Source organism: Pandoraea anapnoica (assembly GCF_902459765.1).
Classification (GTDB): domain Bacteria; phylum Pseudomonadota; class Gammaproteobacteria; order Burkholderiales; family Burkholderiaceae; genus Pandoraea; species Pandoraea anapnoica.
In genome coordinates, this window is record NZ_CABPSP010000005.1 from 146,821 (window position 1) to 169,630 (window position 22,810).

The following is a 22,810-nucleotide window of genomic DNA, read 5'->3' on the forward strand; positions in this document are numbered from 1 at the left end:
GCCGGGGGCTGTCAATTTGGGCCAAAAACGGCTCGACGTGCCGTGCGCGCTCCGTGCAATTTCAATGCCGATTCGATGTCGATTTAGCGCGATTCTCCCGGATTCGTGCCCGCCGGACACCCGTCCCGTCCCCATCGTCCGTTGCATACCGCCCAGATGCAGCGCTGCTTCGGAATCACTTCGAACCAGCGATAGCGGTCGCATTGCGCGAGCGCTGCGGCAATCGCTGCCGCTGCCGTTTGCGCCGTGGGTGCAGACGCCACTGCAGCAGAGGCCAGCTCTGAGTGCCCTTGCGCCTGCTGCGCGGCAGCAATCGCGCCGATGTCATCGTCGTCGTAATGGGCGGGCAGATCGGCGTTGGCCGCCGCCCGGGGTGGCGCACTGGTCCCAGCCCCTGCTCCGCTCCGGCTGAGCAATTGCATCATCGGGTCCGGGGCGTTGCTCGGGGATACGGCCGACGGCGATGTCGCAGCCGCCGTCAGCGCCGCCGTGGCCGCAGACGCGGTCAATGGCGCGCCGCCGCCCGCTGTGGTCGCGGCAATCTCGGCCGCCGCGCCCGACGCCGCCGCATCCACTGCAGCCAGCGCCTGTGCACGCGCCAGGGCAGCCGACGCTTCGCTCGCCGCACCAGCCACGGGGCTCGACGCCACCGGCGCGTCGTTACCGGAATTGAAAGGGGTGACGGCGATTCCGCCGGGCGGTTTCGGCACCGGATCGACAAACGGCGCGCGCAGATTCCACCAGATGCCAAGCAGTGCGATGGCGGCGAATACGGCCGTGCCGATCACGAGCGCGCTGTTGAGCCAGCCGGGCTCTTCACCACGCGCACGGCGCTCACGACGCGTGGGCCTCCGAGAATGAGACGAGGCACCTGACAGCGCAGGTTCAGTTTCGTCAGGCGCACCGGGAGACGAGACACCCGGCGTGCTCATCTCGGGCATCGCCCCCAAGGCGCCCACGGCACCCGCGCCGACCACACCGGCCATGCCGACGTCGGCAGCGCTCAGCCCGTCATCCCGGAATCCAGGTTCGGCATCTGCGAGTGTTGCGCCGCACTTCGCACAGTGCAGTGCACGCGTCGCATTGTTCGTCCCACAGGTTGGACATTGCACGGCGACCTCACCACGATGGCAACGTTTTTTATTATAGGCACCCGGTCGGCGTCGACGCCAGCGTGACGCCTTCTGCTTGCCGCCGCCCGTCGCGTCGGCCCCACAGTCGGCATCGCGCTCCGGGTGTCACGGCGGTGTGCATCCTGCGTGATAGACTTGCCCACCACCCGGCGCGTGCCCGTTCCGACCGAATCGCGAAACCTCTATCAGGCATGCCGCACGCGGCCAGCGCTTTCAATCTTCGTCCCCATCGCTTCACACCATGTCGTCCTTTCCGCTCAATCCTGCCCAGAACGAAGCCACGCACTATTTCGACGGCCCGTGCCTCGTGCTGGCTGGCGCAGGCAGCGGCAAGACGCGCGTCATCACGCAGAAGATCGCATGGCTCATCGAAGCCAAGGGATTCGAGCCGAAGCACATTGCCGCCGTGACCTTCACGAACAAAGCGGCCGCCGAAATGCGCGAGCGGGTGGCGAAGCAGCTCGAAGGCAAGACGCTCACCACGCCGGGCAAGGTCGGACGCAAGGTGCCCGTCAATCAGCTCACCATCTGTACGTTTCACTCGCTGGGCGTGCAGATCCTGCGACGCGAAGCGGAAAACGTCGGCCTCAAACCGCAGTTCTCGATTCTCGACGCCGACGACTGCTTCGGTCTGATTCAGGAACAGCTCGGCACGACCGACAAGGCGATGATTCGCGGCGTGCAAACCGCCATCTCCCTGTGGAAGAACGGCCTCGTCACACCGGAAGTGGCGCTCGCCGCCGCCGAGACGGCCGATGAACATCAGGCCGCCGTCGTGTATCGCAATTACATGGCGACGTTGCAGGCGTATCAGGCGGTCGACTTCGACGATCTGATCCGCCTGCCCGCCGAACTCTTCGAGCGCGACGAGGAAGTGCGCGAGCGCTGGCAAAACAAGCTGCGCTATCTGCTCATCGACGAGTATCAGGACACCAACACCTGTCAGTACCTGCTGCTCAAGCTGCTCGCCGGGCCGCGCGCCGCGTTCACCGCCGTGGGCGACGACGATCAGGCGATCTACGGCTGGCGCGGCGCGACGCTGGAAAACCTCAAGCAGCTGCAAGTCGACTTCCCGACGCTCAAGGTCATCAAGCTCGAACAGAATTACCGCTCGACGTCGCGCATCCTGACGGCGGCGAACAACGTCATCGCGAAGAATCCGAAAATCTTCGAGAAGAAGCTCTGGAGTGAGCACGGTCTGGGCGATCCCATCACCGTCACCGCGATGAACGACGAGGAGCACGAAGCGGAGTCGGTCGTCTTCCGTCTGTCCGCGCACAAGTTCGAGCGCCGCGCGGAATTTCGCGACTACGCCATCCTTTATCGCGGTAATCATCAGGCCCGCATCTTCGAACAGGTGCTACGCCGCGAGCGCATTCCGTACGTGCTCTCAGGCGGTCAGTCGTTTTTCGATAAAGCGGAAATCAAGGATCTCTGCGCATATCTGCGACTGCTCGCGAATCCCGACGACGATCCCGCGTTCATCCGCGCCGTGACCACACCGCGCCGGGGCGTGGGCAGCACCACGCTTGAAGTGCTGGGCAGCTTTGCGGGTCAGGCGAAGGTGTCGCTGTTCGAAGCGGTCTATATGGGCGCTGTCGAAGCGCGCCTGCAACCGCGTCAGCTCGACCCGCTGCGCGCGTTCTGCGATTTCATTCAGCGCATCGCAGCGCGAGCCGCCCGCGATCCGGCCAACGAGGTCATCGACGACCTCATGGAAGGCATTCACTACGAGGCGTATCTGTACGACACGTTCGACGAGCGTCAGGCGCAATCGCGCTGGACCACCGTGCTCGAATTCCTCGAATGGATGAAGCGCAAGGGCACGCGAAGCGAGACGTCGGCGACCGCAGAAGGTCTCGACTCGCTGGAAGATCAGGACGACGATGCCAAGAGCCTCATGGAACTCACGCAGACGATCGCGCTGATGTCGATGCTCGAAGGCCGCGACGGCGACGATCCGGACGCCGTGCGTCTGTCGACGCTGCACGCGTCGAAGGGGTTGGAGTATCCGCACGTGTTTCTCGTCGGCGTGGAAGAAGGCATCCTGCCGCACATCCGCGAAGACGAGGAAGTGACCGCCGAGAAGATCGAAGAAGAGCGCCGGTTGATGTACGTCGGTATCACCCGCGCGCAGCGCACGTTGCAACTGTCGTGGTGCAAGAAGCGCAAGCGCGCCCGTGAGACGTACACCTGTGAGGTCTCGCGTTTTGTGCCCGAAATGCAACTGGACGAAGCGCCGCCCCCGCCCCCCGAAGACGCGCCCATGTCGCCCAAGGACCGACTCGCCAGCCTCAAGGCGATGCTCGCTGGCGGCGCGAACAAGACGCCGTCGACCTAGGGCGCTTAAGCGTCGCGCGTCCTCCACAAACGAATAGCCCCCGCGAGCGGGGGCTGGACCAGGACACGGCCAAACTGCAGGCCATACGGCGACATACGACGACGTCCTTACCGAGGCTGTCGGCGGCGGCAGGCACGCCGGGAACGCGATGCTTACCGCTACTTGCCACTACCCGAAGACGTTTGGTCACATGCGGCAGCCGGGCTCGTTGCCACGACCACACCCGCCAGACCGGTCAAACAAAGCAGGACTGCAACCATCAGTTTTCGCATAGGCTCGCCTCCTCTCGTCAGGTGAAGTTTCACTATAGGAGCGCATCCTTTCGAAGACAAAGATATCTTGACCATCGACGCGGGCCGGGTGATAGTCGGTAAAAAACGGGCGAAACGATACGCAAGTTGCGTCGATTTCGATCCAATGCCCACACTCTCCGCATCTTCGTCAGGCGCTTTTTTGTCAGGCATGCCATACGTTTGACGGGCACCGCGGTCGCGCGTGTGCGGCGCCGATCCCCAGTTTTTGTGGAGCGTAGTGCGTGAGACTGCATATTCTGTCCGACCTGCATTTGTCAGTGGCGCCGTTGGCCATCCCCGACGTCGATGCCGACGTCACGATCCTCGCGGGCGACATCAGCCGCCCGGCGCAAGCCATCGAATGGGCGACGCAATTGCCGCGCCCCGTCATCTACGTTCCCGGTAATCACGAGTTCTACGGCGCGACGCTCGCCGGCACGCTGGCCGAATTGCGACGTCTGACGGTTGGCACCAACGTGCATCTGCTCGAACGCGGTGCGGTCGTCATCGGCGGCGTGCGCTTCGTCGGCACAACGTTGTGGACGGACTTCGCGCTTTACGACGCCGAGGGCAAACACGACGCAGCGGTCGAAGAGTCGCAGAAGTTCGTGCGCGACTTCACGCGCATTCGCGTCGGCGATCCCGCCGCGCCGTGGTCCGACCTGCCTTTCTTTTCGCCGGACGACTGTGCAGCGCTGTGTCGCGAGAACGTGGCCTGGCTCGCGCGCACCTTCGCCGCGCCCCACGATGGCCCGACTGTGGCCGTCACACATCACGCGCCAACGCCGCAGAGCATTCACCCGCGCTTCGCGGGCTCCCTCGTCAATCCTGCGTTCATTTCGGATCTGACCTCGCTTATCGAGCAATCCGACGCCGCTTTGTGGATCCACGGCCATACGCACGATTCGTTCGACTATCGCGTTGGTCACACGCGCGTGTTGTGCAATCCGCGCGGTTACTGCTTCGAGGGGCGTGTCGAGAATCCGGCCTTCGATCCGCAAATGATTGTGCGTGTGTGACGCGACGGGTCTGAAACGCCGGTCTCGCGCGAACGCAGAAACAAAAATCCCCGCCGAAGCGGGGATTTTTCGTTGCGGCTTGCGCAAACGCGACGCGCTTACTTCGCCGCGCTCACCATATAGTCGACTGCGGCCTTGACGTCGTCGTCCGACGCGTTGGCTGCCCCGCCCTTCGGCGGCATGGCGTTCAGGCCCTTGAGTGCCGCGTTGTGCAGCGTCTCGATGCCGGTCGCAATACGCGGTGCCCATGCGGCCTTGTCGCCGAACTTCGGCGCACCTGCCACACCGGCCGCGTGGCAAGCCATACACACGGTGTCGTAGAGCTTCTTGCCTGCGTCGACGTTGCCCCCTGCACTGGCGGCGGCCGGGGCGGCTGTCTTGAGCGACGCCATTGCGGCGGCAGCCGCTGCGGCCGAACCTGCGTCGGCGCCCGAAGCGGCGGCTGGTGCCGCAGCACCCGATGCGGCCGCTGCCCCGGACGCGGGTGCCGCCGGTTCAGCAGGCTCCTGCAACTTGCCGCCCGACGCGTTCGCCATATAGACGATGGCGCGGCCGATTTCGTAGTCCGTCACGTCGTCGGGGTTGGTGCCCCCGCGCGCGGGCATGCCACCTTTGCCCGCCAACGCGATCTTGAGCATGTCGTCGTAACCGGGCTTGATGCGCGGGGCCCAGTCTTCGGTGGAGCCAACTTTCGGCGCGCCTGCTACACCGGAGGCATGGCAAGCGGCGCAAACGGCCTTGTAGAGTTGTTCGCCGGTTTGATAGACGCGCGGTGCGTTGGCGTCTTTGACCTCGACATGCGCCACGGGCGCGATGCGCTCGGCAATGGCTTTTTCGGTCATGGCGGAACTACCGGCACCGGTCAGGGCGTTGTTGCCCACGTAATTGACCAGCAAAACGATAATGACGATCGGGACGAGAAAACCGGCAATGACTGCGGCGATGAGCTGCTTGGGTGTTTTAATCAGGGACTCGTGCTCGTTATGTGCTTCACTCATGCGGGATCTCTCAATAGTTTTTGTGGAAACCGAGTGCATCACACCGGATAGCTCGCATCGGCCGCGGGCACCATCCAGTCAAAATAACGAACCATTGTAGCAACAAACCCTCGCCCGATGACGTGCCAAGGCAGTGCGCAGACGCCGCAAAAGTCCCGTATTTTCCCTAACTTACGCGAAAGCAAAAGCGGTGTTCCGCGTAGTTCGTGCGCAAAGTGCGGGCAGGTTGCATGCACATCAAATCCGCGCGGGATGGGCGTCCGGTAGAGAATCGCCGCATTGTGAGGCGAGAGAATGCACGGGGCATGGACGCCACGCGGCAAAACCGCTATGCTTCTACCTCTTTGCCTGCCGGTACGCGCGTTCGCGCCTTCTTCCCCGGTGGTCAGCACAGCGCCCGTAGCTCAGGGGATAGAGTATCGGCCTCCGAAGCCGAGGGTCACTGGTTCGATTCCAGTCGGGCGCACCAATCTGCCGTTTGCCTTTCCCGTTGGACGCCCTCGTTCTGCTCTCTCCGGCTCCCTCTCCCCGCTCGACTTAAAACACCACCAGCCGATCCACCAGTTGCGCCATCCGGGAATTCGACGCCGACCACGATTCCACCGTCGACGACCGTCCGTCGAAGTACACCGTATTGATGACCGAGCCGTCCTGACTCAGGGTCAGCGTCGCGTAGGCGAGGTACTCGCTCGGTGTGTTGCCCCACAAGGAATTACGCCACGCGCGGCGCACCGTGTAGTTCAGCACGACGCAGCCCGTCGGCCAGGTGCCCGGGCTGTAGATCGTGCTGATGATCCCGTAGGCCCGCAAACGCCCCTGAATCGCAGGCAGCAAATCGGAAATGCCATCCGGTGCCAGCTCAATGCACATGTTGCGCGAGAGCAATTCGGGGGCCGCTGGCTGCGTCGGCGGCGAGACTGAAGGCAACTGGTCCGAGAGCACCACGCCCGTCGACACGACACTCGCCGCCACCTGCGCCGCGAGGATCGGCGCAGGCGTGGTGAAAAGACAACCGTTAAGCGTCGCGCTGGCCGTCGCCGCCAACGCCAGCGCCATCGCGAGGCGCTTCATCAGAACGGTGAAACGCCAAGGAGAATCGTCTGCAACCAGCCGCCGTTGCTGCCGTCTGCGACCTGGCCATCGTCCACACGTGCCACCTTGGCCTGCCCAACCTTGCTCGACGCCACCACGTTGGCGGGCGAGATATCGAACTTGTTGACCACGCCGGTGAAGCGGAACGTTTCCATATTGCGCCCCTGCATGACCTGCTTTTCCCCGCCGACCACGTAAGCGCCATTGGGCAGCACCTCCACGATCGCCACCGCAATCGTCCCGGTCATCGCGGAACTCGACGTATTCGTGCCGTTACCCTTGAAGCTGCTCGCCTGCTGGCCGATGTTGAACCAACGCTCCAGCACCGAATCGGCCCCGTCCGCCTTGGCGCTCTTGGCCGTCATGCTCGCGTTGCGCGACGTGTCGCTCTGCGATTTGCTGGTGCCCGTGGAGTTTTCCGAGACGGCAATCGTCAGCAAGTCCCCGATGCGGTGCGCCACCGGCGTTTCGAACCAGTTCGTCGCCGTGGTGGACTGGTAGATGGAACCGCCGGTCTGGACGTTGGCGACGCGCGGCATCGGCATGACCGCCATCGGCGTTGCCGTGACCTGCGGGCCCGAACAACCGCTGAGCGCAACACTTGCGCTCGCGAGCACCGCCAGCCAGGCCAGCGTACGGGTCAGAATGCGCGTTGCCGCGCTCGGTAGCATCGACAGTTTCGACATGGTGAGGCGCCCCCGCGCCGATCCCGGATGCCGTATCCGGATGTCTTTCGAAAGTGGTGAACGGTTGGCAGGCGGCACGGCCCCCGCCAGACGAAGACAGCACAGCGGCCATCTTCTTGCCGGATAGTAAGAACCGCGCGTGCAGTCACTGCGCACAAATAGAGGAAAATTTGTGGAGGCACGACGCGCGGCGTCCCGAAGCTGAGAGAATGGCGCGCCGACCATGGGAGGGCCGCACTCGGTTGCCCGGTCGTCAACAACGCAGCAGTCAATTTCAGCCGCTAACTTCGTCAGAACACCCGAGCGCATGAATTCAGGCATCACTCGCAAGCTGTTCCTCGCGATCTTCGCGACGGGTCTGGTCACCATGGCGGCCACGACGGCCATCGTGCGTGCCGCCGTGGGCGGACACAGTTGGTTACGCGGCGACAACCTGATGTATCTGGCGATTCTCGGCATCGCCCTGCTCGGCGCTGTCGCGCTGCGGCTCGCCCAGCGTCTGCTCGTGCCCGTCACGCCTCTGCTCGAAGCCACGCACCGCATGGCGATGGGCGACTACAGCGTGCGTGCCCCCACCGCCGGGGCAGACGAGCTCGCGCGGCTCGCCGTCGACCTGAACCGTCTGGCCGACACGCTGGCGCAGAACGACCGCCTGCGCCGCAATCTGCTCGCCGATATTTCCCACGAACTGCGCACACCGCTGTCGATCCTGCGCGGCGAAATCGAAGCGATGGAAGACGGAGTGCGACCGCTCACGCAGGACGCGCTCGCCTCGCTGCGGGTTGAGATCTCGTTGCTCTCCAAGCTGATCGACGACCTGTACGAACTGTCGCTTTCCGATGTGGGCGCGCTGACCTACGAGTTCGCGCCGGTCGACATGACCGAGCGCGTCGCGACATCGGTCGCCGCCTTCGGCGACTGGTTCGAAGCCAAGGGCATTGCGCTGAACGTGCACCTCCCGAACGACACGCTCACGGTCGACGGCGACCTGCACCGTCTCACGCAGCTCATCGGCAACCTGTTTGAGAATTCGTTGCGCTATACCGACGGTGGCGGCGCAGTGCGTGTCTATCTGTCGGCGACCGAGACACAATTGCGTCTGGAGATCGAAGACTCCGCGCCCGGCGTACCGGACGACGCCCTGCCCCGCCTGTTCGAGCGCCTGTTCCGGGTCGAAGCGTCGCGCAGCCGACGCAGCGGCGGTGCGGGCCTCGGACTCGCACTTTGCAAACATATTGTCGAAGCGCACGGCGGTCAGATCGCCGCGCGACACTCGCCGCTGGGCGGTCTGGCGCTGGCAATCACCCTCCCGCGTCAGAACCCGGCCGCGACCGGCGCTGCCGCATCGACATCGACGGCCTGCGCACTGAGCGCGGCCGCCAGCTGTTTTGGCACCCAAGCCCTGACGACCCTGAGTTGAGCCTGCCCTTTATGCACACGCACTCGTCGACATCCCTGCAAAGCGCTTCAAGCCTTTCCTCCCTCACGCCCACGCTGCCAGCGCATTCGTCCATCGTCTCGACGCCCGCCGCCGTGGCGCTCTCGGACGCTGCGCCGATTCTGATCGTCGAAGACGAGCCGAAACTCGCCGCGCTGCTCGCCGAGTATCTGCGCGTGGCCGGCATGCCGTGTCGCATCCTGACGGACGGGCGCGACGTGCTGCCGGCCGTGCGCGTAACGCAACCGCGTCTGGTGCTCCTCGACCTGATGCTGCCGGGCATGGATGGCCTCGAAGTCTGCCGCGCCGTGCGCGAGATTTCCGAAGTACCTATCGTGATGCTGACTGCGCGCGCGGCGGAAACCGACCGCCTGCTCGGACTCGAACTCGGTGCCGACGACTACATCTGCAAGCCCTTCAGCCCGCGTGAAGTGGTCGCGCGCGTCAAGGCGATCCTGCGACGCGTGCGCGGCGGTGCGATGGCCAGCGCTGGCACCGCAATGCCGACGCCCACCGCTGCGCCAACGCCGGCGCTCGTGATTGATGCGGTGCGTCATCACGCGAAGCTCGATGGGCATGAACTGCCGCTAACACCGGTCGAGCTGCGACTGCTCGCCACGCTCGCCAGCCATCCCGACAAGACGTTCCCGCGCGCGCATCTGCTCGACCGGATGTACGACGATCACCGCGTGGTCGCCGACCGCACGGTGGACAGCCACATCAAGAATCTGCGTCGCAAGTTGCAGGCAATCCGGCCGGACGAGGAGATCGTGCGCTCGATCTACGGCGTGGGTTACCGGCTGGAGTTGCGCACGGACATCCCGGCCGCGTCCGTCTCGTTGACCATGCCGACGGTGCGACCCGGCGTCGCGGCTATCGACAACCCGGCCGGGGCGGTGCCAGAATAGGCGCACCCGCTGCCCAAGCGGGATTCATTGAGGAGAATGTCGATGCCACGCCGCACCGCCACGCTGTCCCCGATGTTCCTGAGCACCGCTTCCCCTGCCACACACCGCGCATCGACAATCGTTGGCACTGCCGAGTTTGGCGACGCACCGTCGTCCGTCAGATCGATCCACTGCCTGCTGAAGATCACTGCCGCGTCCCTGTTACTCGGCGCGAGCGGCTTTGTCTTTGCGCAAACGCCGGTATGCTTCGATAGCGTCGGTCGCGCGTTACCGCCGGAGCAATGCTCGCAGGCCGCCCGCAATCAGGCCGCCGCACAGGAGGCATCTTCCGCCGCTGCCGCGCCGAGCAAACGCGACTACTGCAAGACGCTCGCCGACAAGATCGCCAACACGCCGGACAAGCCGGTGTACACCCGCGATCAACGCGTCGATTCGCCTGCAGGCAATCGCGTCGACATTCCTACACGCACAAACCCGCGCAAAGCACTCAAAGAGCAATACATGCGCGAGTGTACGTAGGCGGACACCTACAAGTTAGCGAAAGATAGCAACACGTTAGCGGAACTTGTCGCGCAATTTTCTTGACAATACCGTCAGAGACCGCATAATCGACGTCACGCCGATGCAACGATTTCCGCCTTCGCGACACCGTGAAACGGACATCACGCTACGCTCTCTGGCCGATCAACCGTCACCATCGGCATCCGTCGGATGCCAAACGATCGTCCTCATCACCCGCTTCAATGCTGCGGGGACCGGTGCCGAAAGGCACGTTCCCATCGGCCTGACGTTTAATCCACATCCACGCCGCTACGCTCTGCGCACGGCACATGCTTTCCGGAGGGAGAAAATGCAAAAACGCGAATTCCTGATGAAAACTTCCGTCGCTGTCGCCGCTGCCGCCTTTGCGCTTGCAGGCTGCACGACAACGACCCCGACTCAGTCCAGCCAGAGCGACAGCTCACCGTCTGCCAACGCCAGCAAGCGTCAGGAGATCGACGCGTCGGTGAACGGCGCGCTCGACAAGATGTACGCCTCGGTGAAGGGCTCACGCGAACTGGTGAGCAAGGCGCGCGGCGTGCTCGTCTTCCCGTCGGTGCTGCAAGCGGGCTTCGTGGTGGGCGGCGAATACGGCGAAGGTGCGCTGCGCGTGGGCGGCAGGACGCAGGGTTACTACAATACGGTGACGGCGTCGTTCGGTCTTCAGATCGGCGCGCAATCTAAGGCCGTCATCTTCCTGTTCATGACGCAGGACGCCCTCGACAAATTCCAGCGCACGGACGGCTGGACGGCCGGTGCCGACGCCTCGGTGGCTGTCGTGAAGATCGGTGCGAACGGTGCGGTCGACCTCAACACCGCGACCTCGCCGGTGGAAGTGATCGTGATGACCAACGCCGGTCTCATGGCCAACCTGAACATCGAAGGGACGAAGGTCACCAAGCTGAAGATCTGACGCACTACGGTCATCAGTATCTCCAAAGGAAAAGCGGCGTCACTTGCAGAAGTGACGCCGCTTTGTTTTTTACCGTACGCGAAGATTACTCGTTGGAGAACGCCGCCGGACGCCACTTCAACAGCCGCTTCTCCAGCGACGTCAGCAACCAGTCCGCTCCCAGCGCGACCACGGCCAGCACGATCATCGCCGCGAACACGCCGCTGGCGTTGAATGCCCCCTGTGCGGTCGAGATCAGCAGACCGATGCCCTGCTTCGACCCGAGGAATTCGCCAACGACTGCACCCACGAGCGCGAAGCCGAAGCTCACGTGCAAGCTCGCGAGAATCCACGACAGCGCCGACGGAATCACGACCGACATCGTCACCTGACGGCGCGACGCGCCGAGAATCTGTGCATTCGCAATCATGTAGCGGTCGGCCTCACGTACGCCCTGGAAGGCGTTCGCAAACACCACGAAGAACACCATCACCACAGCGAGCGCCACCTTCGACGCCATGCCCAGACCGAATGCGATCACGAAGATCGAACCGAGCACTACACGCGGAATCGAGTTGGCGATCTGGATGTAGAGACTGAAGACGTCCGAGAGCAGCTTGTTGCGACCTAGCACGATGCCGCAGATCACCCCCGCCACACCACCGATCAGAAAGCCCAGCACGGTCTCTTCGAGCGTGACGAGTACCTGCGTCCAGAGCGGTCCCTGCGACGTGCCTTCCACGCACCAGTCGTAAATCTGCTGAACGATCAGCGTCGGCTGCGAGAAGAAGAACGGATCGATCCAGCCGATGCGCGCCGCCACTTCCCAGCCGCCCAGCCCGACCACCAGAATCGCCACGCGCAGAAACACCACCAGCGCGCGACGTTGTTTGATACGGCGTTGCGCCACCGCTTCCTCGCGTGCCAGATCGGCGTCGCCGAGTCCGGCGGGCATCGCCGCCTGCATAGCTTGTTCACTCATGTTCATATCCTCCGTGCGCTCCGTGCGACTCAACCGATCTTCACTTCTTCACGCAGATCCGCCCAGATCTCGCGGGAGATGTCGATGAAGCGCTGTTCGTAGCGAATCTCGGACATCACGCGCGGACGCGGCAGATCGATCGTGTACGTGTTCTTCAACGTCGCCGGGCGAGCCGTGAGCACAAATACCCGGTCGGCCAGCGCAATCGCTTCTTCGAGATCGTGCGTGACGAACACCACCGAGCCCGACGTCGACGACCAAAGTTGCAGCAGCTCGTCTTGCATGAGCGTGCGCGTTTGCATGTCGAGCGCCGAGAAAGGTTCGTCCATCAACAGGATTTCGGGGTTGTTGATGAAGGTCTGCGCGAGAGCCACGCGCTTGCGCATCCCGCCCGAGAGCTGGTGCGGATAGTGACTACCGAACTTGTCCAGCCCGACGCGTTTGATCCATTCGTCGGCCTGCGCATAAGCGGCATCCTTCGACTGACCGCGAAACAGCGGACCGGCGGCCACGTTATCGCGCACGCTGCGCCACGGGAAAACTGCGTCGTTCTGGAAGACAAAGCCGATGCGCGGGTCGATGCCGTTGACCGGCTGGCCCATCACACGCACGCTGCCGGCGGTCGGGCGCAGCAGGCCGGTGATCATCGACAGCGTGGTCGACTTGCCGCAACCGGTCGGGCCGACGATGGCGACGAATTCGCCACGCGCCACCGACATGCTGAAGTTGCGCAGCGCAATGGTGGCTTTGCCGTCCGGCGAGATGAAGCGGCACGACACATTGTCGAACTCGATGGCAGGCGTGTCGCGTGACACGGCGCTTGCCGCGCGCGCCGGTGCCGTAGGGGTAATGGTCTGGGTCATGCCCGGCTCCTGAATAACGTCGGAACGGTGTTAAGCACTGTTATTGCGTTTGCGAGGGCTGAGCCGGTCCGCACACCTGACATGGGTCGGGTGCGGGCGGCCTGGCGTTTTACGGGTAAGGGCTGCGCGTCGTGGGGACCGCGCGCCGGTACTACAGGGTCAACCGATGCAAGTCGTTGCGAACAGACTTACTTGGCCTGATCGACGAACTCGTTGGTGTACGTCTTCGACAGATCGATGTGTTTGCCCTTGACGTTCGGGTTGAACGCGGAGAGCACCTTCAGCACGGTCTCCGGACCGTCCTTCGGCATGCGGCCGTCCGGCGAGTACATGGGCAGCGAATTCTGCAAGGCCTGCACGTACAGCGCCTTGTTGTTGCCGTAGTAATCCTTCGGCATCTTCTCGGTGATCTCGGCCGCCGAGTGCGTGTTGATGAACTTGAGCGTCTTCACGAAGGCGCGGGCGAGCTTCTGAGCTTCCGGCTTGTGCTTGTCGAGCCACGCGCGCTGCACGTACAGGCTCGATGCCGGGTAAGCGCCGCCCAGCGCAGCGACGGTGCCTTCCATCGTGCGCATGTCGACGAGCACGGCAGCGTCGCCAGTCTTGAGCAATTGCGAGGCGGTCGGCTCGGTGGTCATGCCAGCGTCGATACGGTTTTGCTTGATGGCCGCGATGAACGTGTTGTCCGCGCCCACCGGCAACACCGAGTACTGCGCCGAAGTCAGACCGTGCTTGGCGGCCAGATACTGCGTGAGGAAGTTCGTCGACGAGCCCAGACCGGTCACGCCAAGGGTCTTGCCCTTTACGTCGGCCATGCTCTTGATGGTGTCTTTGCTCTTGGCGTTGACCAGTTCCACTTCGCCCGGCACCTGGCCGAACACGACAATGGCCTGGATCTCTTTGCCCTTGCTCTGCAAATCGATCGAGTGATCGTAGAAGCCGACCACGGCCTGCACGGCACCGGCGAGCAATTCGTTTTCGGCGTCCACACCGGCCGGCTGCGACAGCAGTTCGACGTTCAGGCCTTCTTCCTTGAAGTAGCCGAGCTGCTCGGCGAGCTTGGCCGGCAGATAGACCATCTTGGTGATGCCACCGACCATGATCGTGATCTTGCCGCTATCGGCAGCGAAACCCGGTGCGGCGGCCAGCGCCATCGACACACCGAAAACGGCGGCCAGAACAGGTTTCACGAAGGCTTTCGGCGCACGCACGCCAAGGCTTGCTCGCATTGTGGTGTCTCCATCGTTTTTAGGGATAATGGCCCGAACCGATTGTGGTGCCGGCCGGCCCGTCGTGATATCTCTGTCACTGGGCCCGGGCAGCGGTCCTCTGATGCGTATCCTCTGCCTTGAAGCAAATTGTAGAAAACCGAAGCTTTCATCAAGCTTTCGCCCCATGCAGGTTTTCGCCCAATGCTCATGGGTGTTTACCCGCTGTTGGCGCGCCCACGTTCCACGGGCACACTCGCCGTCGCATTCTGCATTCGCCGTCATGAAACTGCTGCTGATCGAAGATAATGAGACTCTGGCCCACTGGCTCGCCCGCATGCTGCGCGACGACAACTTCACTGTCGACGCCGCGCGCGATGGCGACGCCGCCGACCGTCTGCTGCAAACGGAAACGTATGACGTGGTGCTACTCGATCTGATGCTGCCCAAGCTCGGCGGCAAGCATGTCTTGCGGCGGCTGCGCGAGCGGCGCAATAACGTGCCCGTCATCATCCTGACGGCCAGCGGTTCGGTCGACGAAAAGGTCGATTGCCTGGGGGCCGGGGCCGACGACTATCTCGTCAAACCCTTCGAAGTGCGCGAACTGATCGCCCGCGTGAAGGCGCTGGCGCGTCGTCACGCACCGGAGCAAAGCGCCGATCTCGTGTGCGCCGATCTGAGCTATCACGCCGGCACGCGGCAATTCACGATTGCCGGTGCGCCGCTGGCGTTGCCGTCGCGCGAGCACGCCGTGCTCGAAATCCTCATGCGCAAGCAGGGCAAGACCGTGGCGAAGAGCGCGCTAGTCGATGGCGTATTCGGACTGGACGACGAACCCAGCGCCGACGCTATCGAGATCTACATCCACCGGCTTCGCAAGAAACTCGAAACGAGCCGGGCAGCCATCATGACCCTGCGCGGTCTCGGTTATCTGCTGCGCGAGAAAGATGCTTAGTCTGCGCGTCCGGCTGCTGATGTGGCTGATGCTTCCGCTCTCGCTGTATATCGGCGCGAGCGCGTGGCTCGCTTATCGCAGCGCACATGACACAGCCGAACTCGTGCAAGATCGGGCCTTGCTCACATCCGCCCAGGTCATTGCGGGCGAACTCACCTGGGTCGACGGTGCGCTGCGCGCGAGCGTGCCACCCTCTGCACTGGAGCTGTTCGCGTCGCCCGCGCGCGACCGGGTGTTTTATCAGGTCATCACGGAAGACGGACGATTGCTCGCCGGGCCGCCCGATTTCCCCCATCCACCGCTGTTTCCCGCGACCGTCCCCACGTATTCGAACGTCACAGTAAACGGTGAGCCGCTGCGCGCGATCAGCTTCGTGCGCACGATGTACGACTCGGGCAAACCGTATCGGGTGGCGGTCGTGGTCGCAGAGACGATGCACGCCTACGACCAGATGCTGGCGCAGTTGTGGGAGCCGTCTCTCCACCGGCAAATCGCCATGGCCGCGCTGGCCGCCGTGCTGGTCCTCATCGGCTTGACGGTCGAGTTGCATCCACTCATCCGGCTCAAGGACGAAGTGGCCGGACGCGCGCCGCAGGAACTGGTGCCGATCCGCGCCGGGCAATTGCAAACGGAACTGCGTCCCATCGTCGACGCGATCAACCTGTGTATTCAGCGGCTCTCGGCACAGGCGCAGCAACAGCGTCGCTTTGTCGCCGATGCCGCCCATCAGTTGCGCACGCCGCTCACGCTGCTCGACACGCAGTTGCAGTTCGCCGCGCAGCTCGACGACCGCGCCGCGCTCGCCGATGTGCTGGCCGCCATGCAGACGAGCAGCCGGGGCCTCGCCGATCTGACGAACAAGCTGTTGCTGCTCTCGCAGGCCGAGGCGGCGGACACGCCGGCGTTCTCGCGTTCGCGGGTGGATCTGGTGACAGTGGCGGCCGGGGTGCTGGAAGAACTGGTCGGGTTGGCGCAGCGGCGCAACATCGATCTCGGGCTGGAGACGGCCGAGGCGCATGTGTGGGTATCAGGTAATGGCGAGCTGTTTCATGCGATGGTCATGAATCTTGTCGACAATGCGATCCGCTATATCCACGAGGGTGGACGCGTGACCGTCGCGATCGACTGTCCGGACAGCACCGCCCGCCTGCGCGTCATCGACGATGGACCCGGCATTCAGGCCGAGGCACGTCAGCGTGTATTCGAACGTTTCTACCGTAACGCGCCGCCGGGTCAGCCCGGCACGGGTCTGGGGCTGGCCATCGTAAAAGAAATCGTGGCGGCCAGCCATGGCACGGTGACGCTGTCGCCAGGCGCGCACGGCATCGGACTGATCGTCAGCGTGACGCTCCCCTTAGATTCGGAGACCGAACGCAACGTCCTATAAGGAACGCCACGTGAGGCGGTTCACCGATGGGGCGCGTGGTATACCCGCGCCCTCGTCTGAAAGAAAATAACAATCGTATGAAATAACGTCGTCAATTCAGGCGTTATGACCGTTTTGGACTGAGAATGTCGTTTGAAACATACGCTCGACTGGATGCGCTAGGACAAACCCTGATATATTCGGGGTCTTCGCAGAAATCCCCTCAAGCAAGCGAAAACTTCTTGATCCAAATCAAATAGTTACGCATCGCTGTCAACCATGCGGGTGCCCGCCGCGTGTAATTGTGACGAAATGTAAAGTTTGTTAAATTGAATGTGGGTCTCGCCGCGTGGGTTGCGGCACGGGACTTTTTCTCTCAGGGATTTGCCTCCATGCCGTTTCTCGTCGATCCTGCCGCACAGGCTGCGAGACGTCGCGTGTCGATTGACGACGCGTTGCACACGCGCGCCACGACGCCGCAGACGGTGACGGATCAGCCTGCACACCCCGTACAACCCACATGTGACAGCGCACTGCCCGTGGAGCCCGCCTCGCGCGCAGCGCGTGCCACCTCGAAGGCATCGCCCCGGCCGCTCGCGCAATCCGTCGCACGCAAGATCGACGCAGCACGCGAAGCCGAGCGCACGCGACTCGCGCAGGAAATGCACGACGGGCTTGGCGCTCACCTCACGGCCTTGCAACTGGTCGTCGCCCGTCTTGCGACGCACGCGCCCGCAGACGCCGCCGAATGGCAATCCTTCTGCACCCAGATTCAAAACGTAGCGAACGCTGCACAAGACGCGGCCGACGAACTCGTTGGACGCAACCGCCCGCCCGCGCTCGACGCGGGCCTCGTCACTTCGCTGCGCGTCTGGCTGCGCGGCGTCAGTGAGCAAAGCGGTCTCACGTGCATCTGGCGCTGCGACGACGTGACGCGCGAGCGCGTTGCGAACCTCACTCCCGACGCGGTGCTGGCGTTGTATCGCATCGCTCAGGAAGCGCTGACCAACGTTGCCCGTCACGCCCGCGCCACGCGCGTGGTCGTGGCGCTCGATGGCAGCCACCGTTCACTCAAACTCACGATTTCCGACGACGGTTGCGGGCTGGCCCGCGGCTCGCGTCGCAAGCAGGGACATTTCGGATTGGTTGGCATGCGCGAGCGCTGTACGGCGCTCGGCGGCACGCTACGTATCGGCAGTGTTCAAGGATCGGGGACGCTCGTCAGCGCACGGCTTCCCTGGCATCAGATCCTGCCTGCCCCGACCGGCCAGCACGGCCCGGAATCGCTTGCTCTTCACGGATACGCATCATGACGCTTAGAGTGCTCATCGTCGACGACCACGCCATCGTGCGCCAGGGCGTCCGGCAATTGCTCTCCGATAGCGGGAGCATCGCCGTCATTGGCGAAGCCGACTGCGGCGCAGAAGCGCTGGAGATGACCGACGCAGCGCAGTGGGACATCGTCCTGCTAGATATCTCGCTGCCCGACACCAATGGTCTTGAGATTCTCAAGACCCTGCGACGCAAACACCCGCGTCTGCCGATCATGATCTTCAGCATGTACGGCGAAGGTCAGTTTGCGCTGCGCGCGCTCAAGGCGGGTGCCGCCGGTTACCTGAGCAAACGCTCGAACGCCCAGCAACTGGTCTCGGCCGTGCGACAAGTCGCCGCCGGTCGCAAGTACGTGAGCCCGATGGTCGCAGAAACGCTCGCCGACTATCTCGGACCGGACGCCGACCAGCCGCCGCACGAACGCCTGTCGGATCGCGAATACCAGACGCTGTGCATGATCGGCTCGGGCAAGCGCCTCACCGACATCGCCAACGCGCTGTCGCTCTCGGTCAAGACCGTGAGCGTGTACCGCACCCGTCTATTAGAGAAGATGCGCCTGAACAATAACGCCGAGCTCACCTATTACGTGATGCAACACGGCCTTGTCAGCGCGGAGATGGGACCCGTCTGTGCCTGATCGCGGCGATCACTGGCGAAATCTGGCTGGCAGTAACGCCACAATTCCTACAAGATTCCCGCCGAATTTTCAGAACTAAGTACTCACTTCGCGGCCCGCACCAGCGGGCCGCTTTCGTTTCTGGCACACATTTTTCAAGCTTCCAAGAAATTTTCATAGCATCGCGAAAATTTTTTCGGCCTGCCGAATACGGATCCCGGCACTTGAGAATTGCCCTCGCCGCCACCTCCTCTCCCGACGCATCCACCACCTCTCCGAGCCTTACAGGACATGAATAGGCGGCACATTGCCCCTTTCCTTGACGGATCAATCGTGGAGGAAATTTGTAGACTGGCTCACTAGCGTTTTTCCGACATCGACCCGCCAGGTCGATGGGGGCCGGTGAAGCATTTTGCAAAGCCACCCTAAATTTTCCCAAAGCGCGTCCGATATCCCCTACAACGGCGGCTTTCGGCGATTGGCTGGTGAGCCAAAGTTACGGCGCTTAAGCCGGAGCCAAAAAATTTTGGGAAAGGAGTGGCTAAATGTCATCTGTCATCAATACCAACATCTTCTCGACGATCGCCCAGCGCAACCTGAGCACGTCGCAATCCAGCCTGCAAACGTCGATCACGCGTCTGTCGTCGGGTCTGCGCATCAACAGCGCCGCTGACGATGCCGCCGGTCTGGCCATTACCGACCGTATGACGTCGCAGATCAACGGTCTGACGCAAGCTCAGCGCAATGCCAACGACGGCATCTCGCTGGTGCAGACCGCTGCTGGCGGCCTGTCGTCGATCTCGGACAACCTGCAACGTATCCGTACGCTGGCAGTGCAAGCAACGAACGCCACGAACTCGGCTTCGGACCGCGCCGCTATCGACCAGGAAGTTCAGCAACGTCTGTCGGAAATCACCCGCACGGCACAACAAACGCAGTTCAACGGTCTGTCGGTGCTCAACGGCACGATGGGCACGGCGAACTTCCAGGTTGGCGCCAACGCCGGCCAGTCGATCTCGGTCTCGCTGAGCCAGAACATGGGCGCTGGCTCGATCGGTGGTGTTGCGCTGGCAACGGCAACGACGGCTGCCAAGTTCGGTTCGATCACGCTCGACGCCGCCAACTCGATCTCGGTCGGTGGCACGGCAGTCGCGAACGGCACGTACAACACGGCAGCCGACCTGGCCGCCGCAATCAACACGGCCGCTGGCACGAACATCGCCGCCGCTAACGCGACGACGGGTGAAATCGACTTCACCAACACGACCGCTGCTGCGATCAACATGACGACGACCGGCCTGACCGGCGTCACCGTCCCGGCAACCCTGGCCGCTACGACGGGTACGGGTTCGTCGACCGGCGTGAAGACGGCTCTGTCGCCGCTGACCCTGACGGGCAACGACCTGACGCTGCAAGCGGCTGGCTCGGCAACGGCTACGTCGATCACCGGCACGTTCAAGACCGTGGGCGAACTGGCTGACGCCATCAGCGCCAGCGGCAGCGGCGTGACGGCATTCGTCGACTCGACCGGCAAGCTGAACCTGGTCTCGAGCCAGAACTTCACGGTGGGTGGCACGGCCGCCAAGCTGACGCAAATCGGCGTGGCAGCAGGCAGCTCGGCAGTCAGCGGCAGCCTCTCGACGGCTAACGCACTGACGGTCGACTCGGCAACGAAGCTGGTTGCTCAGATCGACGCAGCCATCGGCACGGCTGACTCGTTCAACGCAACGCTGGGCGCAATTCAAAACCGCTTCCAGTCGGCTGTGAGCAACCTGTCGGCAACGACGCAAAACCTGACCTCGGCACGTTCGGGCGTTCAGGACACGGACTACGCAGCGGAAACGGCTAACATGACCCGCTCGCAGATCCTGCAACAAGCTGGTATCTCGATGCTGTCGCAAGCTAACCAGCTGCCGCAGCAAGTGCTCAAGCTCCTCCAGTAATACCGGAGTAGTGCTTGACACACCCGGTGGGCGCAAGCTCGCCGGGTCGACGGCGGCGTCACTGCGAAACGGTGCCGCCGCCGCGTGTTTTACGGGCCATCGCGTTTTGGACGGTCCGGGTAGCAACGATCAATTCAACGGAGTGAGAGCACATCATGGCAACTTCTAACGGACCGGGCACAATTTCCTCCCCAGGGATCGGGTCAGGCCTGGACGTCAATGCACTCGTCAAGAGTCTGATGACGCCTGCCACGAACAAGCTCACTCTGCTGCAAAACCAGGAAGCGGCGTACAACACGAAGCTTTCCGCCATCGGCCAGCTGCAATCGGCGTTGTCTGCGTTCCAGACCTCGCTCAGCACGCTCTCCAGCGCTTCGCAGTTTCTGCAAGTCGCAGCGGCAGTCGGCGACAACACGATCCTGGCAGCTACCGCCGACTCGACGGCAAACGTCAGCCAGTGGTCCATCGCCGTCTCGCAGCTCGCCCAGGCGCAAAGTCTGACCACATCGGGCTTTTCGAGCCAGACGAGCACGATCGGTACGGGCACGTCCACCAAGGTGACGATTACCCTTGGCACGATCACGGGCGGCACGCTGACCGACGGCAAATATTCGGGCGCGAGCTTTGCGGCCAACGCCAGCTCCTCACCGATCAACCTCACGATCGACAGCAGCAACAACTCGCTGACCGGCATTCGCGACGCGATCAACGCCCAGAACGGCGACGCCGTGGCGACGATCGTCAACGATGGCAGCGGCACGCCTTATCGTCTCGTGCTCACCTCGAAGACGACGGGCCAGAACATGAGCATGAAGATCGATGTGGCCGCCGGCGGCGATCCCACGGTCACCAACCTGCTGGCCAACGACCCGACCGGCACGCAGAATCTGACGCAAACGAGCGCGGCGCAAAACGCCAACCTGACCATCAACGGTCTGGCGGTCACCAGCGCCACGAACACCGTGACCAAATCGGTCACCGGCGTCACGCTCAATCTGACGAAGGTCGGCTCGACCACGGTGACGACCAGCCGCAACTCTGCGGCCGTCACGCAAGCCGTGCAGTCGTTCGCCTCGGCCTACAACACGCTGCAATCGACGATCGGCAAACTCACCGCGTTCGACTCGGCAGGCAACGGCGCGAACAACGGTCCGCTGATCGGCGACTCGACGGTTCAGCTCGTGCAGAACCGCCTGACCCAGATTCTGAACGGCAAGCTGCCGGGCGTCGGTTCGACAGGCCTCGCGTCGCTCGCGCAGGTCGGCGTCGGTTTCAATAAAGACGGCACGCTGTCCGTCGACACCACCGCCCTGAACAAGGCGATGAACTCGACGAACGGCTTCAACGCGCTGGCCTCGTTGTTCGCAACCAACGGTCAGACGACCGACAGTCTGGTGAGCTTCACCAGCTCGACGAACGCGACGCAGCCGGGCCAGTACGGCATCAACATTTCGCAGGCGGCCACGCAAGGCACCACCACCGGTGCGATCACGCTGGGTGCGACGACCACGATTGCGGCCGGCAGCAACGAACTCCAGATCTCGCTCGACGGCAACATCGCCAGCGTGCTGATTCCGCCGGGTACCTATACGCAGGACAAGTTGGCCTCTGCCATTCAGGCGGCGATCAACGGCAACAACAAGTTCACCACCGCCCAGTCGGGCGTGTCGGTCGCATCGAACAACGGCATCCTGACGATTACGTCGAACCGTTACGGCTCGGCGTCGAAAGTGATCGTCACGGGCGGCTCGGCTTACAACCAGCTGTTCAACGGCAACAACACGACGACCGGGCTGGACGTCGTCGGAACCATCGGCGGTTTCACCGCAGTGGGTAGCGGTCAGACGCTCACCGGCGCCGCAGGCACGCCGATCGACGGCCTCAAGATCACGGTGTCGGGCACGGCCACGGGCAATCGCGGCAACATCGGCTTCTCGCAGGGCTTCGCGTCGCTCCTGAACACACAGGTGGGCGACTTCCTGAGCGCCAAGGGCGCGGTGACGAGCGCGACGAACAACCTGAATACGTCGATCAAGCAGATCAAGCAGCAGGAAACCGACTGGCAAGACCAGATGACGCAGATGCAGAACCGTTATCTGGCTCAGTTCACGGCGCTCGACGCGACGATGGCCAAGCTCCAGAACACCAGCGACTACCTCAAGCAGGTGCTCGGCGGTTCTTCTTCCTCGTCTTCGAAGTAAGCGG

The 22,810-nt window shown here is 63.2% G+C and carries 19 protein-coding genes and 1 tRNA gene; 13 read left to right on the top strand and 7 right to left on the bottom strand.

Annotation, left to right across the window (positions count from 1 at the left end; all coding sequences use genetic code 11):
- Positions 1-83 precede the first annotated feature (83 nt).
- Positions 84-1,112 carry a hypothetical protein gene (locus PAN31117_RS10620; RefSeq protein ID WP_150738167.1) on the bottom strand — a complete coding sequence of 343 codons (1,029 nt, stop codon included), beginning with the start codon at positions 1,110-1,112 and terminating at the stop codon, positions 84-86.
- Between the two features lie 262 nt (positions 1,113-1,374).
- Between PAN31117_RS10620 and PAN31117_RS10625 the strand changes: the two genes are divergently transcribed.
- Complete coding sequence (locus tag PAN31117_RS10625) at positions 1,375-3,474, top strand: UvrD-helicase domain-containing protein (RefSeq protein ID WP_150738168.1); 2,100 nt, start codon at positions 1,375-1,377, stop codon at positions 3,472-3,474.
- A gap of 535 nt (positions 3,475-4,009) precedes the next feature.
- Positions 4,010-4,786: a metallophosphoesterase gene (locus PAN31117_RS10630; RefSeq protein ID WP_150738169.1), complete on the top strand. Its 777-nt coding sequence runs from the start codon at positions 4,010-4,012 to the stop codon at positions 4,784-4,786.
- A 98-nt stretch (positions 4,787-4,884) separates the two neighbouring features.
- Here the strand turns inward: PAN31117_RS10630 and PAN31117_RS10635 are convergent, their stop codons facing one another.
- Positions 4,885-5,784, bottom strand: coding sequence for a c-type cytochrome (locus PAN31117_RS10635; RefSeq protein ID WP_150738170.1), 900 nt, complete (start codon positions 5,782-5,784; stop codon positions 4,885-4,887).
- 393 nt (positions 5,785-6,177) lie between these two features.
- Here PAN31117_RS10635 and PAN31117_RS10640 point away from each other — a divergent pair.
- A tRNA-Arg gene (locus PAN31117_RS10640) sits at positions 6,178-6,253 on the top strand.
- A gap of 68 nt (positions 6,254-6,321) precedes the next feature.
- Here the strand turns inward: PAN31117_RS10640 and PAN31117_RS10645 are convergent.
- Both PAN31117_RS10645 and PAN31117_RS27110 read right to left on the bottom strand, forming a co-directional pair.
- A complete protein-coding gene (locus PAN31117_RS10645) occupies positions 6,322-6,855 on the bottom strand; it encodes a hypothetical protein (protein ID WP_150738171.1) in 534 nt (177 codons plus the stop codon).
- The gene (locus tag PAN31117_RS27110) at positions 6,855-7,562 is read right to left on the bottom strand and encodes a flagellar basal body L-ring protein FlgH (protein WP_174990911.1); all 708 of its coding nucleotides are present in this window, start codon (positions 7,560-7,562) and stop codon (positions 6,855-6,857) included. The genes PAN31117_RS10645 and PAN31117_RS27110 overlap by 1 nt, the downstream gene beginning before the upstream one ends.
- Before the next feature lie 307 nt (positions 7,563-7,869).
- Between PAN31117_RS27110 and PAN31117_RS10655 the strand changes: the two genes are divergently transcribed.
- From PAN31117_RS10655 to PAN31117_RS10670, 4 genes are all read left to right on the top strand, one after another.
- Positions 7,870-8,982 (top strand): ATP-binding protein, encoded by a 1,113-nt coding sequence (locus PAN31117_RS10655; RefSeq protein WP_246189024.1) that lies wholly within the window; start codon positions 7,870-7,872, stop codon positions 8,980-8,982.
- A 113-nt stretch (positions 8,983-9,095) separates the two neighbouring features.
- Positions 9,096-9,908 carry a response regulator gene (locus PAN31117_RS10660; RefSeq protein ID WP_246189035.1) on the top strand — a complete coding sequence of 271 codons (813 nt, stop codon included), beginning with the start codon at positions 9,096-9,098 and terminating at the stop codon, positions 9,906-9,908.
- Positions 9,909-9,950: 42 nt separating this feature from the next.
- A complete protein-coding gene (locus PAN31117_RS10665; protein ID WP_150738174.1) occupies positions 9,951-10,427 on the top strand; it encodes a hypothetical protein in 477 nt (158 codons plus the stop codon).
- 331 nt (positions 10,428-10,758) lie between these two features.
- Positions 10,759-11,361: a BPSL1445 family SYLF domain-containing lipoprotein gene (locus tag PAN31117_RS10670; protein WP_150738175.1), complete on the top strand. Its 603-nt coding sequence runs from the start codon at positions 10,759-10,761 to the stop codon at positions 11,359-11,361.
- Between the two features lie 85 nt (positions 11,362-11,446).
- Here PAN31117_RS10670 and PAN31117_RS10675 read toward each other — a convergent pair whose 3' ends face one another.
- The 3 genes from PAN31117_RS10675 to PAN31117_RS10685 form a co-directional block, all read right to left on the bottom strand.
- Positions 11,447-12,328: an ABC transporter permease gene (locus PAN31117_RS10675; protein WP_150738176.1), complete on the bottom strand. Its 882-nt coding sequence runs from the start codon at positions 12,326-12,328 to the stop codon at positions 11,447-11,449.
- A 23-nt stretch (positions 12,329-12,351) separates the two neighbouring features.
- Positions 12,352-13,185 carry an ABC transporter ATP-binding protein gene (locus PAN31117_RS10680; protein WP_150738177.1) on the bottom strand — a complete coding sequence of 278 codons (834 nt, stop codon included), beginning with the start codon at positions 13,183-13,185 and terminating at the stop codon, positions 12,352-12,354.
- Positions 13,186-13,373: 188 nt separating this feature from the next.
- Positions 13,374-14,414: an ABC transporter substrate-binding protein gene (locus PAN31117_RS10685; RefSeq protein ID WP_370855745.1), complete on the bottom strand. Its 1,041-nt coding sequence runs from the start codon at positions 14,412-14,414 to the stop codon at positions 13,374-13,376.
- A gap of 262 nt (positions 14,415-14,676) precedes the next feature.
- On the opposite strand from PAN31117_RS10685, the gene PAN31117_RS10690 reads away from it, so the two are divergent.
- The 6 genes from PAN31117_RS10690 (at position 14,677) to fliD (ending at position 22,806) form a co-directional block, all read left to right on the top strand.
- Positions 14,677-15,348, top strand: a complete 672-nt coding sequence (locus PAN31117_RS10690; RefSeq protein WP_046290162.1) for a response regulator transcription factor — start codon at positions 14,677-14,679, stop codon at positions 15,346-15,348.
- Positions 15,341-16,735 carry a sensor histidine kinase gene (locus tag PAN31117_RS10695; RefSeq protein WP_246189025.1) on the top strand — a complete coding sequence of 465 codons (1,395 nt, stop codon included), beginning with the start codon at positions 15,341-15,343 and terminating at the stop codon, positions 16,733-16,735. Before PAN31117_RS10690 ends, PAN31117_RS10695 begins: the two co-directional genes overlap by 8 nt.
- Positions 16,736-17,106: 371 nt before the next feature.
- Positions 17,107-18,027: a sensor histidine kinase gene (locus PAN31117_RS10700; protein ID WP_150738178.1), complete on the top strand. Its 921-nt coding sequence runs from the start codon at positions 17,107-17,109 to the stop codon at positions 18,025-18,027.
- The gene (locus PAN31117_RS10705; protein WP_010807699.1) at positions 18,024-18,683 is read left to right on the top strand and encodes a response regulator; all 660 of its coding nucleotides are present in this window, start codon (positions 18,024-18,026) and stop codon (positions 18,681-18,683) included. The genes PAN31117_RS10700 and PAN31117_RS10705 overlap by 4 nt, the downstream gene beginning before the upstream one ends.
- A gap of 524 nt (positions 18,684-19,207) precedes the next feature.
- Entirely contained in the window at positions 19,208-20,605 is a 1,398-nt protein-coding gene (locus PAN31117_RS10710; protein ID WP_150738179.1) for a flagellin N-terminal helical domain-containing protein, read from the top strand.
- Positions 20,606-20,760: 155 nt separating this feature from the next.
- A complete protein-coding gene (gene fliD, locus PAN31117_RS10715; RefSeq protein WP_150738180.1) occupies positions 20,761-22,806 on the top strand; it encodes a flagellar filament capping protein FliD in 2,046 nt (681 codons plus the stop codon).
- Positions 22,807-22,810: the final 4 nt, after the last annotated feature.

Excerpts from the sequence above, each read along its gene's own strand:
- PAN31117_RS10625 (WP_150738168.1), top strand. The coding sequence starts at position 1,375 with ATGTCGTCCTTTCCGCTCAATCCTGCCCAGAACGAAGCCACGCACTAT.
- PAN31117_RS10635 (WP_150738170.1), bottom strand. The coding sequence starts at position 5,784 with ATGAGTGAAGCACATAACGAGCACGAGTCCCTGATTAAAACACCCAAG.
- PAN31117_RS10645 (WP_150738171.1), bottom strand. The coding sequence starts at position 6,855 with ATGAAGCGCCTCGCGATGGCGCTGGCGTTGGCGGCGACGGCCAGCGCG.
- PAN31117_RS27110 (WP_174990911.1), bottom strand. The coding sequence starts at position 7,562 with ATGTCGAAACTGTCGATGCTACCGAGCGCGGCAACGCGCATTCTGACC.
- PAN31117_RS10655 (WP_246189024.1), top strand. The coding sequence starts at position 7,870 with ATGAATTCAGGCATCACTCGCAAGCTGTTCCTCGCGATCTTCGCGACG.
- PAN31117_RS10665 (WP_150738174.1), top strand. The coding sequence starts at position 9,951 with ATGCCACGCCGCACCGCCACGCTGTCCCCGATGTTCCTGAGCACCGCT.
- PAN31117_RS10670 (WP_150738175.1), top strand. The coding sequence starts at position 10,759 with ATGCAAAAACGCGAATTCCTGATGAAAACTTCCGTCGCTGTCGCCGCT.
- PAN31117_RS10675 (WP_150738176.1), bottom strand. The coding sequence starts at position 12,328 with ATGAACATGAGTGAACAAGCTATGCAGGCGGCGATGCCCGCCGGACTC.
- PAN31117_RS10680 (WP_150738177.1), bottom strand. The coding sequence starts at position 13,185 with ATGACCCAGACCATTACCCCTACGGCACCGGCGCGCGCGGCAAGCGCC.
- PAN31117_RS10685 (WP_370855745.1), bottom strand. The coding sequence starts at position 14,414 with ATGCGAGCAAGCCTTGGCGTGCGTGCGCCGAAAGCCTTCGTGAAACCT.
- PAN31117_RS10690 (WP_046290162.1), top strand. The coding sequence starts at position 14,677 with ATGAAACTGCTGCTGATCGAAGATAATGAGACTCTGGCCCACTGGCTC.
- PAN31117_RS10695 (WP_246189025.1), top strand. The coding sequence starts at position 15,341 with ATGCTTAGTCTGCGCGTCCGGCTGCTGATGTGGCTGATGCTTCCGCTC.
- PAN31117_RS10700 (WP_150738178.1), top strand. The coding sequence starts at position 17,107 with ATGCCGTTTCTCGTCGATCCTGCCGCACAGGCTGCGAGACGTCGCGTG.
- PAN31117_RS10705 (WP_010807699.1), top strand. The coding sequence starts at position 18,024 with ATGACGCTTAGAGTGCTCATCGTCGACGACCACGCCATCGTGCGCCAG.
- PAN31117_RS10710 (WP_150738179.1), top strand. The coding sequence starts at position 19,208 with ATGTCATCTGTCATCAATACCAACATCTTCTCGACGATCGCCCAGCGC.
- fliD (WP_150738180.1), top strand. The coding sequence starts at position 20,761 with ATGGCAACTTCTAACGGACCGGGCACAATTTCCTCCCCAGGGATCGGG.